The following is a 13,563-nucleotide window of genomic DNA, read 5'->3' as shown; positions in this document are numbered from 1 at the left end:
TGCGCAATTGCGCACCAGCGACCCCGACATCCGACGCGTGATCGACAACGGCATACCGGCCAGCGAACAGGTCGGGGCTCTCGTCCTTGACGGGGGTCCGAGTCTGACGACAGACCTGAGCAACCTTGCTTCCACAGCACGAACATTGGCGCCACGAACCATTGCACTGCAACCCCTTCTGATCTTCATGCCCGGCCTCGCCGCCGGAATACCGTCCGCCATTGAGGCAGACGGACCGTCTCAACGTCAGGGACTTGTCCTCGAGACCAATGCGCCGTTCCCCTGCACGGTCGGATACGAAGGGACTATGGCGATCCTCGACGAGATGAAGCGCAAAGACCCGAACTTCGACGACACTCAGCAGGACTTCCCGGTCAACGTCGCGGCCAGCTGCCTGGCGCCGCAAGGCAGTGAAACGGGGGTTCGGAGCGCCAACCGCATCGTATTCGCGGACCCGAATACCCCCCAGCCTTGGGACGACAAGCCCAAGGTGGACCCGGACAAGCTCAACCTGAACCCTATTGCCACACAACTGGCACCATCGTTCGGTGCGACACCGAAGTGAGATGCTCACCAGCTTCGGGAGGTGACAACGGTGAAGTGGGCCGGCCAGACGCTCATCCCGGGGCTCAACTCTCGGTGGACTGCCTCGCACTCGATGCCGGACAACCCGAAACGGCAATCCTGGGATACGCCAAACGGTCAACACGGGATCGCCAAAGCGAATGCGAGAAACTCCTACCGAAACTAGGGCGACGCCCACGCTCTCAACATGCTTCGCCAGTGCTCCAAGCTTGAGAAATCCGATAGGTGCATGATCCCGTCCGGGTTCACCGCATCGTCTAGCAGCGCGCGCCAGAACGTCAGTACGAGTGGAAAGAGCTGTGCGTGCGTCAACTCACCCGTTGGTGACATTGAAGCGACGCGATACGCGCGATGGAATTCGAACAGAGCGTCGAGGCATTTTTGGGCGGGCGTCCGGCTTCGTATTAGTCCAAGAGCAGTTCAAGTACACGTACTCCCGACGTATGTGGCTGGAGCGGGCCGCTCGCTAAGGGCAGAGAGCTGGCCTGCTGCTTCACATAGTGAGGGCAAGCGAATCGGTCGTATCTAGGGCGCGCGGCGCATCATCCCCTCCGTATTCGCCCTCCTGAACCAACGGACGTCGCGGTTTCTCCGACGCGATCGTTGTGGGAGTGGTCAGCGAACTGCTTCCGGTAGGCGGAAGGTGCGGTCGCAAACGCGGATGTGAAGTTCTGTCGAAAGGTCACCGTGCTTCCGAACCCACACGCCAGCGCAATTGCGTCAATGCTCCAACCGGTCGTCTCCAGGAGAACTCGCGCCTCGCTCAGTCGTTGCTGGAGAATCCAGCGTGCCGGAGTGGTTCCCGTGACAAGACGGAACTGCCGTATGAAGTTTCGTCGACTCATCCGCGCCTGACCTGCGAGGCGGTCGACAGACAGCGGCTCGTCCAGGCGTCCGAGCGCCCATTCCAGCACGTCTGCAACAGCTGTGTCGCCCGCAGGTTCCGCAAGCGGTCTCTCGATGTACTGGGCCTGACCACCCTCTCGATGCGGCGCGACGACCAGGTTTCTCGCCACGCGGGTGGCAACTGCGGATCCGAGGTGCTTGCGCACAAGGTGCAGACAAGCATCGACCGACGACACCGTCCCCGCGGACGTCATCACGTCGCCGTGGTCGATATAGAGCACCGACTCGTCCAAGCGGATACTTGGATGGTTTTTAGCGAGCGCGGGCATCATCTCCCAGTGCGTGACGGCCGAGCGACCATGGAGGAGTCCGGCGTCGGCGACGGCAAAAGCGCCGAGACACAACCCCACGATCGGGGTGCCGCGAGCGTGCGCCCGGCACAGCTTGGCTCGCAATGACTCGCTGATCGGTGAAAGTGGTAGCGGCCAGGAAGGGATGATCACGATGTCGGCCCAATCGAGTGTCCGCGGTCCCGCCACATCGCCGACCGAGTATCCCTCGACGGTCCGAACCGCGCCCGCGCGATCGGACCACAACCTGGTTTCCCAGTCAGGTGCGAGCCCGAGCCTGCCCACCTCACCGAACACCATCAACGGCGCTGCGAGATGAAACATCGTGATGCTGTCGAACGCATAGACGGCGATTCGCATTTGGTCTCTTCCACATCATGGCGCAAAGTCATCGAAAGTATGCACCCGTGCCACTCACGGATGCATAGACACCTACCGAACAATGGAAGACGACCGTCAGGATCGCCGATACGAAACCGAACCCGACCGACCTTCCAGGAGTGATGAAAGTGCCTACACCTCGCCGTGCCCTTATCGTCGTCGACGTACAGCAGGAATACTTCGACGGTCCACTGCAGATCCAGTACCCGCCGCGTGAGGAGTCATTGGCCAACATCCTCAGCGCCGTCAAGGTCGCTCGCGCGAATGACCTTCCCGTCGTCGTCGTGCAACATCGGATGCCCGAGGCCGCCCCGGTCTTTGTCGAAGGTACGCCCGGATGGTCACTTCACCCAGCGCTCGAGGATCACCTCGATCCGGAAACCAAGCGCATCCACAAGCAGTACGCGAGCGTCTTCGCCGGCACCGATACAGCCGATTGGCTGCACGCGAAAGACATCGACACCATCACGATCGTCGGGTACATGACCAACAATTGCGACCTCGGCACCGCCGTGGAAGCGGAAGCTCTCGGGTTCGCCGCCGAGATTTTGTCAGATGCCAGCGGTGCGATCCATCTGGCCAACGAAGCAGGTCAGGTATCGGCGCAGTCCCTGCACGAGACCCTCATGATTCTTTTGCATTCGAACTTCGCTGCCGTCGCAACAACAAGCGCATGGGTCGACGCCGTAGATTCCGGAACGAGTTTGCCCAAGAGCAATCTTGTCGTCTCAGCCATCCAAGGACGCGAGGCGGCCCTCAGTTGATGCAATGCTGCAGGCCCGCAATAGATTCGGGACGCCTTAATCCCTGCCGGTGCAGACCGAACTCTCATCGACACCTTGGATGCCGCGAAACTTGAAGGACGATAGGTCCTTTGAACGCGGATGTCGGCGCCGGCGGGCCGTGAGCAACTTCTTCGGGGCGCCGGATGGGCAGAAGCTCGAAACATTCGTCTCGTCGGCTCCGCCCTGCGCTTTCCTCGTCCTAACGTCAATGATCGTCCGGATGCACCCGAAACGATCGAGCGCGATGACAAGCCGCGAGGCGATCCGGAAGAGCTCACCGTCACCGCACGACGCATCGAGGACGAGGTATCGGCGGCATGCGGGTCGGCGAGCGCAACGGCAGCGATCATGCGCGAAGGACTGGCCGACTGTAGCGCTCAGCGGGTTCGGACAGCGTCAGGCGCTGACAGGATCCAGGAGGCCGGTAAGCCGTCCGGCAATCAGTGCTTCGGACTCTGCGACAATACGTTCCACCAATTCACCCACAGTGGGGACGTCGTGAATCAGTCCTTGCACAGTCCCCGCCGTCCAGATGCCAGCCTCCGGGTCGCCGCTGTCGAACACCGCTCTGCCCCGCGCACCGGCAACAAGATGTCGAACGTCTTCGAATTTGCCACCACTGGAGAGAATTTCGACAACTTCTTGGCTGATGCTGTTGCGTGCTACGCGAGCGGTATTGCGCAGTGACCTGAAAATCAGCTCGGTGTCCACCTCGGAGGCAGCAACTATCGCCTCTTTGATGTTGCGGTGAATCGGAGACTCCTCGGTACACATGAACCGGGTGCCCATGTTGATGCCGTCGGCGCCAAGCGCCAGGGCGGCCACTAATCCCCGCGCATCGGCAAATCCACCGGACGCGATCATGGGAATGCTGATCCGCTCTGCTGCTGCAGCGATGAGAACGAGACCAGGTACGTCGTCTTCCCCTGGATGCCCGGCGCATTCGAACCCGTCGATGCTGATGCCGTCGACGCCGAGGGCCTGGGCTTTGACCGCGTGGCGGACGCTGGTGCACTTGTGGAGAACCTTGATGCCGGCGGCGTGAAAGTGCGGCAGATGGGGTGCGGGAGAAGAGCCGGCTGTCTCGACGACTTTCACTCCGCAGTCGATGATCACGTTGCGATACTCATCGTAGGGCGGGGGCGTGATCGTGGGGAGGACTGTGAGATTGACTCCGAACGGTTGGTCGGTGAGCTCGCGCGTGCGGGAAATTTCTCGGGCAAGATCGTCAGGTGTCGGCTGTGTCAGAGCAGTGAGCATGCCGAGCGCGCCGGCGTTTGCAACTGCCGCTACGAGTTCTGCTCTCCCCACCCACTGCATGCCGCCTTGGACGATGGGGTGACTAACTCCGAACGTCTCGGTAAATGCGGTTGTCAGCACTGGACATCTCCTCGATGATGCATGGATATCGGTTTGTCAGTTACGTTGTTGCCAAGCCGTTTTCGGCCAGAGTGACGCATTCAGCCCATCGACGACGCCCACTCGTTCAAGGCCGGGACCTGCGAGGGCTCAGTTCGTGCCATCGGAGGTTCGGCGCGATAGGGCATGGCAGGCGTCAAATATTGCTCGCCACGTTCGTTGGTGCCGGGGATGAAGGTACGGTTCGCAATCACGTCGTCGGCGCAGATTACCTGGTCGTAGTCACGCACAAGCGCGGCAACCACTCCGGCTGCGGTGAGATGCTCTACCGCCTCAGCGGCGCTGCGGTGGCACAGTTGCTTCTCGATCGTGGCGACGAGGTCAACACGGTTTTCCACGCGCAGTGTGTTGGTGGTAAACCGCGGGTCGTCGGCCAACTCTGGTAAGTCGATCGCCTTGCATAGTTCAATCCAGGCTCGCGGTTGGTAGCCGCTGATCACCAGCTCGCCATCGACGGCACGAAAGACGTCTGCGGCAGGTGCGACGCTTGGTTGTCCGTTCCCTTTGCGGCTCATAGCCTTTCCAGACACTTGCCACTCGATCCAGTTGGCGGTCTGCAAGTGGATCGCAACGTCGAGCAGGGAAACTCGGACGGAGGAGCCCTTGCCGGTGCGATCGCGCCGCAGTAGCGCTGCCAGTACCGCTTGGGCGACGACGTAGCTCGTTGCATGATCTATGACCGGTGCGCCCACACGCTGTGGCGGGCCATCCGCCTCACCCGTCACCGACATCAGTCCGCTCTCTGCTTGCGCAGCGATGTCGAGCCCGGCGCGGGTGGCGGACGGGCCCTCCGCCCCGTACCCGCTCACCGAGACGGCGATGATTTCCGGTCGCAGGCGTTGGAGTTCGGCAGAGGAGAATCCCAATCGATCGAGGGTTCCCGGGCGAAGATTGTGCAGCAAGATGTCGCTCGATGCGATCAGATCCCGAGCTCGCTGCAGATCGGCGGAGTCTTTGAGGTCGAGGCAGATTGAACGCTTTCCACGGTTGTACCCGTAGAAGATGCCGCGCGCGTAGTCGGCGTCGATTTGTCGGGCCGGTTCACCACCTGGAGGCTCGAGCTTGATGACCTCGGCGCCGAGATCGGACAACTGCTGCCCGGCGCTGGGGATTGCGATCAGTTGACCGATCTCCACTACTCGGACACCTGCCAACGGCAGGTCTACTTCGTCGGTCATCGAATGATCTCCACATGAGGCGAAGTGACATCCTCAGCGGGCTCCAGGCAGCGCGCCAACAAGATGCCTTCGGTGTGGTTGCAGGGGTTCAGTCGGTTTCTGTCGCCTTCTACTCCCCCGATTCGGATCGTCACGGTTCCATCGTCATTGCGCTCGAAGTGTGCGTCGTTGAGGTTGACGGTGTGGTCGCGGTACTCGAAGGACTCGAACCAGTGGTTGTACAGCATCACTCCGAAGTAGGTGCAGTCCGGGAGAGTAAATGTAATATCCACGGCAGTAGCGTCTTTCAGTGACCACCAGCCGGCAATGTATTGGTTGGAGCTGGTGCCGTAGAAGTCTCCCCACCCTCGCTGCTCCGAGGTCACGCGAATCTCGTTGGGAGACTGACTGAGTGTTTCGATGAGCTGAAGACTGCGTCGAAGGCTCACGTCCATGCCACGAGCAAGTTTCGTGAGGCGCTGGGCCAGCCACGCCGTGTCGAGATCGGGGCGTGCACCAGGCGGCGGACCTAGGCGCTCGATGTGGAGAACGGGATCGATCTCCGCGTTACGCGTCTTGTGATACACACGCACTACTACGTCGAAGCAGCGCTCATCCAGCCGAATGCCGCTGCGCCCCTCAAGTTCTTGTGCGACGAAGATCTCGAAGTTGCCGTCCGTATCACACACCTTGTCGTCGATGACGATGTTGTCGGCGACCCTGTCGGTCCCAGACGCGCCCACACGATTGGCGAGGACGGCGACGTAGGGCACTGTGCCACGGTTACCGTGAATGCGATATGTCTCGTTGGGGTCGATCATCGCAGTCCAGTAGTCGACGTCGATGCCGTCTCCCCAGAACTTTCGCATCGGTGACATCAGGGTGAAGAGTTCAGGCCGGAGTACGTCTTGGCGCTCGATGTTCATCTCGGCGAGGTATCCGAACAGACGAAGTGCGTGCCGTACGCCTTCGGCGCTGTCCAGCGGCGATCCGGTAGCGGCAGCGGTCGAACCGAATGTCGCAAGACTGTCGGTGACTGCAGACCAAGCCTCGGTGAGCTGCCGGCGATCGTGCTGGGACTCGGATTGTGTTGACTGGTCAGCGAGTTGTGTCATCGTTTCTTCTCTTTCGTAGTAGACGAACTGGATTGTGTGTGGGGCGTTGGTCAGCAGAGGGGGTCGAAGGGGACGTCTGCGTCGGACTTGCCCGAGGTCTGGTTGTTCACCCATGCGACGTTCTGGGTCCATCGGTCGGCTGAAATCTCGACCGGCCAGAGGGCCTTCTGCGAAGCCCACACCTGGTTGGCTTTGTCAGCAGGAACATTCATTCGCTCGGTGAGAAGTTGAGCTCCTGCTTGCTCGTTCGCAGGATCGGCTATCCACCCTGCTGCGGCCTCGAGCGCCGCACACACGGGGGCGGCAGCATCGGATTCAGCGAATGTGGCTGTCGTGACGAGCACAGTGCCCAGGCCGTATGAACTCACGCCGTCAGAGCCCACCGGGTCTACTTCTGTAATCGCCGTCATCGGTATTCCTTGAGCGTCGAATACGGCCTGGCTGGCAGCGGTGAGAACGGCGGCATCTATGTCGCCCTTTCGTGCGAGTGGTATCTGACTCGCGGTAGGTGCCGCTGCGATGAATTGCACCGTGGATGCGTCGATGTTTCGTTCTGCGAGAAGCTGATTGACGAATTGCTCGGCCGCGCCGCCACGTGACGGTATGGCGATCCGCTTGCCGGGCAAATCCTCGATGGTGGTGATGCCGCTGTCTTTCGTCACGGCGATGGCAAGATCGATCGACCCGTACGGGGACAGTGGCCGCAGACTCTGCCCTTGCTCTATGGCCGGCACGACGGTTCCGGGTGCACCGACCGCGAGATCGGTTGTGCCGCCGATGAGACCGCTGATGAGTTCGGGCCCGTTCTTTCCGTCGATGAGCTCGACGTGGAGGCCTTCCTTGTCGAACATTCCTTGTTGGACAGCGACGTAGACAGGCAGGGACAAAGCACTCGCAGGGTAGACCCCGATGGCGACGCTACCGTCGTTCGGACGCCCTCCCCCTCCACACGCGGAAAGCAGTAGGGCCGCTGCAATGACTGTGCCGACAAAAGGTCGAAGTTTCATGGGATTCCTGTTCCTTGATGGCTGGGCGCATCAGAAATCAAGCTGAGTTGGCTGGGCACATCAGTGGTCGAGCTGACCACGCAGCCGGTTGAAGATTTCGATGTATCGAGGTTCGGCGGTGAGGGTTTCGAGTTCGCGGGGGCGTTCGATGTCAATGCTGACGTCGTCGATCACTCGGCCGGCCCCGAGCAGCAGAACGCGGTCGGACAGACAGATGGCTTCACCGAGGTCGTGGGTTACGAAGATGACCGTCCGGCCGACCTCGGACTGCCAAAGCTCGAGGAATTCGCGCTGTACTTCGACGCGGGTTTGCGCATCGAGGGCGGCAAACGGCTCGTCCATCAACAAGATGTCCGGATCCAGAGCCCACGTCCGGGCCAACGCGACACGCTGGCGCATCCCTTGGGACAGCTGCCAAGTCCACAGCTGTGAGGCCTCGGACATTTGAACGGCAGCAAGCCAGCGCGCTGATTGAGTTCGTCTCTCCGCCTTGGGTACTCCTCTCAACTCGAGGCCGTACTCGACGTTCTTCCGCGCTGTTCGCCACGGGAACAGGGCATCTCGGGCCATCATGAAGCCCATCCGGGAGCGAGCGTCGAATGGTGTTGTGCCGAGGACCTCAGTCTTCCCTTCTGTTGCGTCCACCAATCCAGCGAGCGCGTTGAGCAGAGTGGTCTTTCCGCAACCGCTCCTGCCGACCAAGCTCACGAACTGTCCGCGAGGGATGGTGAGGTCGAGATTGTCGACCACAGTTTTCGTCGACCCGTCGGGTGAGGGGAAGGATATCGTCAGTCCGTCGAGTTGTACGGCGGGTGTAATCACGTTGGTATCCATGATGATTCCTGTCATCGTCGAGCCGGCGGCTGCCACCGAAGGAGGTAGCGCTCGGCGAAGTTCATGACCTGGTTGAGGACGACTGCGACGATTGCGAGAAGTATGAGGATCGCGTAGACCGCTTCCATCCGGAACTGGGCCGAGTAGATCGACACAAGCTGGCCCAGCCCGTCCCGTGACGAGATCAGTTCCGAACCGACAACGCCGAGTAGCGAATAGATCAGCCCCAACCGAAGACCGGCAAAAATGCCAGGTGTTGCGACGGGGAGGAGGATGTGCCAGAACACCTGTGTCTTACTGGCATTCAGGACAGTGGATAGTCGGAGCCATTCGTCGTCCACCGACTTCACACCGGCTCGTGCACTCGAGCAGACGATGAAGAAGACGAGTGTGAACGCGAGAGCGACCTTCGCCGTCATCGTGATCCCGAAGATGACGATAAGCAGAGGCGCCAGCGCAAGACGTGGCATGGCATTCGCCGCATCCAGGAACGGACTCATGATGCGTTCGAGGGTCGGAAGCAGTCCGAGAGAGAGTCCGACCGCCACCCCGACTGCGCTAGCGAGGATCCACGCGATCACGACGGCAGTCATCGTGGCACGCAAGTTCGACGAAATCTCGCCCGACTGCACCGCTGCGGTGAAGTAGGCCCAGGCCTCGCCTGGCGTTTTGGCCAGAACTGGCTCGATCCAACCTTGCGATGCGACGAGCTGCCACGCTCCGAGTAGGACCAGAAGCAGCGCGACCTGGGCCAGTCGTACCCCGATGGTGAGTCGCGTACCGGATCGACGCTGTCGAGCGGGCTTCGGCTCAGAGCGTGCCCGCCTCGCAGAACGGGGTGACGTAGCACCGGATGGCGAACTTGCGGTGATGGTTTCGGTCATTTCGGCGCCTCCTCCGTGGTGCTCGCAGGCGGCGATAGGTGCTCGACAAAAGCAGACGGGTGCCTCTGGTCGAAGCTCCCCGGGTTGTTGCTCACTGCGTTCATATGTGAAGCAGATCACGGGATTCTTCTTCCCGTCTACGCCACATTCGAGAGGTATGCCATAGGGTTTCCCTATGCCTGACGGGCGCAAAATCGGGCGCGCGCGAGGACTGCCACGAGAAGGGAACCCCGAATGGACCGGCGTCATCTGGAATACTTTCTCGCCCTTGCTGATCGGGGCAGCATTTCCGCTGCGGCTCGCGGACTGGGGGTCAGCCAGCCGACAATCTCGGAGGCTCTCGCCAGAATGGAGAAAGAGTGCGGCCTGACGCTCGTCCGCCGTGGCTCGCGGGGAGTCACCCTGACCGACGCTGGACGCGATCTGACAGGTCCGGCGGCCCAAGTACTTCGGGCATACCGGGATTTGGATCACGCTTTGCATCCATTGAACGTCGTGCAGCGGGGTCGGCTGACGGTCGTATGTCCACGAACATTGGCGCGTGATCCGGCGGCCACGGCCCTCGGTGCGTTCAAAAGCAAGTTTCCCAATGTTGCGGTGACGATGCTCAGCAATGACACCGACGGAATCGGAACGGTGGTCGCCTCGGGTCAGGCTGATATAGGCCTCGGGGTGGACGAGGTGTTCGACGAGGGTGTTGAACGTATCCTTCTCGGCCGGCAACGAATCGTTGCGCTGGTGCCCGCCGCACGAAGTGAAGGCGAGGGGGTAGCGGCGTTGACGGATCTGTTGCGAATCGGATTGATCGCCAGCCCGCGTGATGATGTCACTCGGCGCCTGTTGGCGGAACGCTTGGGCGAAGGCACTGTGGACGGGGCGGTGGTTGCGGAGACTATCTCTGTGGCCTCGATGGTCCCACTTGTACGCGCGGGAGTCGGCGTCGCCTTCCTTCCCGAATCTGTCGCCGATACAGTCGGAGAAGGTGTGGTGCTGTGTCGTACTCGGCCCCCGCTCACTCGTGATATCTGGATGTTCCACGGTTCGACGCCATCGCCTGCGGCACAAGCGTTTATCGAGACGACCAGCCGATTACGTGACGAAGGTGGAATGGGGAACGCCGGATGAGCAACTTCGGAGAGTCCGCGCCCCCGCGAATCGATCCGCGGCAGCTACAAGACTTCCTCGCGGTCGTCGAACACGGCAGTATCACGGCAGCAGCGGCAAACCAGTTCACAGGAACATCGAGCGTCTCTCAATCAATTGCGCGACTCGAAAGACGCGTCGGAGGACGACTTTTCAATCGGGGCCGGGCCGGCGCGACGCTGACTGCGCGCGGACGGAATCTCATTGATCCAGCACGCGAAGCGCTGGCCGCGCTCGACCGATTAGTGGTCGAGCGCGAGTTCTTACTGTCAGCAGTCCCCCACCTCAGTGTTGCCACGACAGCGAGCCTTGCGGACGATCCGACAGCGGTGCTGCTCGGAGCGCTGCGCTCGGAGGTGCCGAACCTGAGAATCACCATCTCGGTTCCGCCGGGGTCATCTGTGGCCGATGCGCTTCACCCGGTCATGGCCGGCACCGCTGACGTGGCAATAATGGAGTCGCCGCCCACCGGCGTTCCCGGGACTCGAATGGTGCGCCTTCCGGACCACAAGTTGCGCCTTGTCTGCCCGCCCGGCACCCCGCCACCGGTGGGCGGGGTATTCATCGGCGAGGACCTCATGCGCATCGGCTTGGTCGTCGCACCGCGGTTCGAAACTTCCGATGTCTATCGCCATCTGCGTTCGATCGAACCGCGAATCGACCACGCCTTCGTGATGAGGTCACAGCATCGCGATGCCTTCGCGGATTTCGCATACGAAGGGATCGGTGCTGTCATCCTCGAACTCTCCAGTGCTGAGCGAGCATCCGAACGGGGCTGCACTGTGGGTGAGATACTCGAACTGCCGCCACGGACGATCGCAGCCGTGGCAAAGGACGGCCAGAACACGCAGGTCGTCGAACATTTCCTACGGCTGTGTGCCGAGCAATCGGCGCGGAAGCTGTAGGCGGAGTCGATCTCTCTGGGACTTTGCGTATTCGCGACGGCTGCTCATACGCCGAGAACGATGATTTTTGTCTACAGACACAACACTTCTGGGATAGTCCGTTTCCTGGGACAAAGCCGACGGGTTGCCTTCCCGTGAATATGTAATACACGTCACTCCGGATCAACTTCGAAAGGTTGACTTTCATGCGAAAGTCTCTGAAACATTTCGTGAATGCTGCAGCGGCGGTTGCGTTGTGCGCGACGCTAGGACTCACGGGCGCAACCGGAACAGCGGCTGCCGATACGCCCGGCATCCCGAGCGTCGGGCACGACTGGGCGAGTGCAGGGCCGTACACGCCGAATGTCTCGATCGGGCTGGTGCACACTCTGTACTACCCGCGCCAGCTCGGCGCGCGCGGCGAGAAGCACCCTGTTGTGATCTGGGGGAACGGGACCGGGGTGCTCCCCGGTGCGTACACCTCCTTGTTGCGCCACTACGCCAGCCACGGATTCATCGTGGTCGCCGCCAATACCCCGGCAAGTAACTTCGCCATCACCATGCGGTCGGGAATCGACCTCATCGCGGACAAGGCGGCCAGCCCGTCGAGCGTCTTCTTCGGCAAAGTCGACCTGGAACACATTGGTGCGGTGGGGCACTCGCAGGGCGGGTCTGCGGCGATCAATGCTGCGATCGACGACCGCGTCGACACTGCCGTCGCGATCCAGCCTGGCCCGCTCAATGATGTCGACCTCATCGACGAGCCGGTTCTCTATCTGGCCGGCCAGGCCGACGCAATCGTTTGGCCGGCGATCGTGCGGGCGATGTACGAGGACGCAGACCACGTGCCTGCTGAGTATCTGGAACTGCGCGGTGCCACGCACTTCGGTACGGCGATCAACGGCGGCGATATGCGCGGGCCGAGCACGGCGTGGCTGCGGTACTGGCTACTCGACGATCCGAACGCCCGCACCGAGTTCTTCGGAGCGAGCTGTGGATACTGCACTGACACCCAGCAGTTCTCCGACTTCGACCGCAACGATCTGGCCCTGCAGATCCCGGGGTGACGGTCAGATCTGGAGTTGTCGAAGACGAACGGCCTGTCCGTTCAGATCGGCGGAATTGAGAAGCTCAAATGACGACGTAGCCGTACATCCGTTCGCCCTGAGCCACAGCTATGGTCGCTAGTTCGGCGAAGGCGGTCAGGAACGGCACTGAGTCCTCCGACGGTTCACTCGTCTCGTCGATCGCCCAGGCCGCCGCAGTGGCGGCGACACCTTCAGCGTTCAATTCTGCTAGTGCATCGCGTAATTCGTCGGTAACCGTGAGCACGAGGGTGTCGCCGTCGTCGCTCATTGCGACGAGTTTCCCGCAGCGTGGACCTTTGGCGACCTCGTTGTAGGGGCGAGCGGTGAGGGCTGCTTCCAGTCGGCCGAGCGCGACAACCGGATCGACGCCTTTCGCCTGCAGAACTGGAGTCCCATCCGCAGCCAACTGAACCCGCGGGCGAGAGGCATCGTTCACCTCGATCACCGCTGGTTCCAAGTCGACGAGTCCCTCGAGGGCGGAGGTGGCGTGCTCATCCGTGCGCGCGGTGAAGTAGTCGGTGATCGCAGACATGGCGCGATCATCCCACACACGATGCATCCCCACGTCCCGGAGTCCTTCCGCGACTTGGCTGATCGCCGTCAGGCGGGGCAGGAGTGTGCTTCCTCGATCGCCTTCGCGAAAGCGCGGAGTCGTGGGCTTTCGAGATCGGTACGCCACACGAGGCCCAAAGCAGATTCGGGTAATCCGTTGATCGGTACGAATGTGATGTCCGAGCGCTGGCTGTATGTAGCGGTTGCTGCGCACAGGATGAGGCCGACCTGACTGAATGCGACCTGCGACAGGCCTTCCTGAACGGTGCTCGCCCCACCCTGCGTGGGAATCGTGGCTCCGCCCGGCGTCGTGCTCGGGGAATTCACACGCTGCCAATAGTCGGGGGCGGGGCCGGTGATGGGTACCAGACAGATCTGCGCCAACTGCTCGGCGTCGATCACGCCCAGTTCACTGAACGGGTGATGGACTGAGACGGCCAGGGTCTGGGGCTGTCGAGAAAAGACGAGCCCGGTCGTCAGCTCGGGCTCATCTACGGGGAGAAGTGCCACTGCCGCATCGATTCGCCCGGCGA

At 61.5% G+C, this 13,563-nt stretch carries 13 protein-coding genes and 1 pseudogene; 5 read left to right on the top strand and 9 right to left on the bottom strand.

Features of this window, described 5'->3' with window-relative positions; all coding sequences use genetic code 11:
* Positions 1–565, top strand: a pseudogene (locus tag ABX74_RS20870) (mammalian cell entry protein); the annotation flags it as partial.
* Positions 566–1,127: 562 nt separating this feature from the next.
* Here ABX74_RS20870 and ABX74_RS20865 read toward each other — a convergent pair.
* Positions 1,128–2,141 (bottom strand): GlxA family transcriptional regulator, encoded by a 1,014-nt coding sequence (locus ABX74_RS20865; protein ID WP_021346086.1) that lies wholly within the window; start codon positions 2,139–2,141, stop codon positions 1,128–1,130.
* 149 nt (positions 2,142–2,290) lie between these two features.
* Here ABX74_RS20865 and ABX74_RS20860 point away from each other — a divergent pair, with 149 nt between their 5' ends.
* On the top strand, positions 2,291–2,926 hold the full coding sequence (locus ABX74_RS20860) for an isochorismatase family protein (RefSeq protein ID WP_174531781.1): 636 nt from the start codon (positions 2,291–2,293) through the stop codon (positions 2,924–2,926).
* A gap of 417 nt (positions 2,927–3,343) precedes the next feature.
* Here ABX74_RS20860 and ABX74_RS20855 read toward each other — a convergent pair whose 3' ends face one another.
* The 6 genes from ABX74_RS20855 to ABX74_RS20830 all read right to left on the bottom strand — a co-directional run bounded on the left by ABX74_RS20855 (position 3,344) and on the right by ABX74_RS20830 (position 9,363).
* On the bottom strand, positions 3,344–4,327 hold the full coding sequence (locus tag ABX74_RS20855; protein WP_029256687.1) for an NAD(P)H-dependent flavin oxidoreductase: 984 nt from the start codon (positions 4,325–4,327) through the stop codon (positions 3,344–3,346).
* An 80-nt stretch (positions 4,328–4,407) separates the two neighbouring features.
* Positions 4,408–5,544, bottom strand: coding sequence for a CaiB/BaiF CoA transferase family protein (locus ABX74_RS20850; protein WP_029256686.1), 1,137 nt, complete (start codon positions 5,542–5,544; stop codon positions 4,408–4,410).
* Positions 5,541–6,638: a hypothetical protein gene (locus ABX74_RS20845; RefSeq protein WP_029256685.1), complete on the bottom strand. Its 1,098-nt coding sequence runs from the start codon at positions 6,636–6,638 to the stop codon at positions 5,541–5,543. The genes ABX74_RS20850 and ABX74_RS20845 overlap by 4 nt, the downstream gene beginning before the upstream one ends.
* A 50-nt stretch (positions 6,639–6,688) precedes the next feature.
* Entirely contained in the window at positions 6,689–7,645 is a 957-nt protein-coding gene (locus tag ABX74_RS20840; RefSeq protein ID WP_029256684.1) for an ABC transporter substrate-binding protein, read from the bottom strand.
* Positions 7,646–7,705: 60 nt separating this feature from the next.
* Positions 7,706–8,479 (bottom strand): ABC transporter ATP-binding protein, encoded by a 774-nt coding sequence (locus ABX74_RS20835; RefSeq protein ID WP_037120648.1) that lies wholly within the window; start codon positions 8,477–8,479, stop codon positions 7,706–7,708.
* Positions 8,480–8,490: 11 nt separating this feature from the next.
* Positions 8,491–9,363 (bottom strand): ABC transporter permease, encoded by an 873-nt coding sequence (locus ABX74_RS20830; RefSeq protein ID WP_029256682.1) that lies wholly within the window; start codon positions 9,361–9,363, stop codon positions 8,491–8,493.
* Between the two features lie 234 nt (positions 9,364–9,597).
* Here ABX74_RS20830 and ABX74_RS20825 point away from each other — a divergent pair, with 234 nt between their 5' ends.
* The 3 genes from ABX74_RS20825 (at position 9,598) to ABX74_RS20815 (ending at position 12,457) form a co-directional block, all read left to right on the top strand.
* The gene (locus ABX74_RS20825) at positions 9,598–10,488 is read left to right on the top strand and encodes a LysR family transcriptional regulator (protein ID WP_029256681.1); all 891 of its coding nucleotides are present in this window, start codon (positions 9,598–9,600) and stop codon (positions 10,486–10,488) included.
* The gene (locus ABX74_RS20820) at positions 10,485–11,411 is read left to right on the top strand and encodes a LysR family transcriptional regulator (RefSeq protein WP_029256680.1); all 927 of its coding nucleotides are present in this window, start codon (positions 10,485–10,487) and stop codon (positions 11,409–11,411) included. Before ABX74_RS20825 ends, ABX74_RS20820 begins: the two co-directional genes overlap by 4 nt.
* A gap of 185 nt (positions 11,412–11,596) precedes the next feature.
* Positions 11,597–12,457, top strand: a complete 861-nt coding sequence (locus tag ABX74_RS20815) for an alpha/beta hydrolase family protein (RefSeq protein WP_047889604.1) — start codon at positions 11,597–11,599, stop codon at positions 12,455–12,457.
* A 64-nt stretch (positions 12,458–12,521) separates the two neighbouring features.
* Here the strand turns inward: ABX74_RS20815 and ABX74_RS20810 are convergent, their stop codons facing one another.
* On the bottom strand, positions 12,522–13,010 hold the full coding sequence (locus tag ABX74_RS20810) for a hypothetical protein (RefSeq protein WP_047889603.1): 489 nt from the start codon (positions 13,008–13,010) through the stop codon (positions 12,522–12,524).
* A gap of 68 nt (positions 13,011–13,078) precedes the next feature.
* On the bottom strand, positions 13,079–13,563 hold a 485-nt coding region (locus tag ABX74_RS20805), incomplete at its 5' end, for a LysR substrate-binding domain-containing protein (RefSeq protein WP_047889602.1).

It is taken from the genome of Rhodococcus sp. ARP2 (genome assembly GCF_001029585.1).
Classification (GTDB): domain Bacteria; phylum Actinomycetota; class Actinomycetes; order Mycobacteriales; family Mycobacteriaceae; genus Rhodococcus_F; species Rhodococcus_F erythropolis.
This window is presented reverse-complemented; position numbering and strand designations above follow the sequence as displayed.

Coding starts and splice junctions, on each gene's coding strand:
- ABX74_RS20830 (WP_029256682.1), bottom strand. CDS start 9,363: ATGACCGAAACCATCACCGCAAGTTCGCCATCCGGTGCTACGTCACCC.
- ABX74_RS20820 (WP_029256680.1), top strand. CDS start 10,485: ATGAGCAACTTCGGAGAGTCCGCGCCCCCGCGAATCGATCCGCGGCAG.
- ABX74_RS20825 (WP_029256681.1), top strand. CDS start 9,598: ATGGACCGGCGTCATCTGGAATACTTTCTCGCCCTTGCTGATCGGGGC.
- ABX74_RS20865 (WP_021346086.1), bottom strand. CDS start 2,141: ATGCGAATCGCCGTCTATGCGTTCGACAGCATCACGATGTTTCATCTC.
- ABX74_RS20850 (WP_029256686.1), bottom strand. CDS start 5,544: ATGACCGACGAAGTAGACCTGCCGTTGGCAGGTGTCCGAGTAGTGGAG.
- ABX74_RS20815 (WP_047889604.1), top strand. CDS start 11,597: ATGCGAAAGTCTCTGAAACATTTCGTGAATGCTGCAGCGGCGGTTGCG.
- ABX74_RS20810 (WP_047889603.1), bottom strand. CDS start 13,010: ATGTCTGCGATCACCGACTACTTCACCGCGCGCACGGATGAGCACGCC.
- ABX74_RS20840 (WP_029256684.1), bottom strand. CDS start 7,645: ATGAAACTTCGACCTTTTGTCGGCACAGTCATTGCAGCGGCCCTACTG.
- ABX74_RS20845 (WP_029256685.1), bottom strand. CDS start 6,638: ATGACACAACTCGCTGACCAGTCAACACAATCCGAGTCCCAGCACGAT.
- ABX74_RS20835 (WP_037120648.1), bottom strand. CDS start 8,479: ATGGATACCAACGTGATTACACCCGCCGTACAACTCGACGGACTGACG.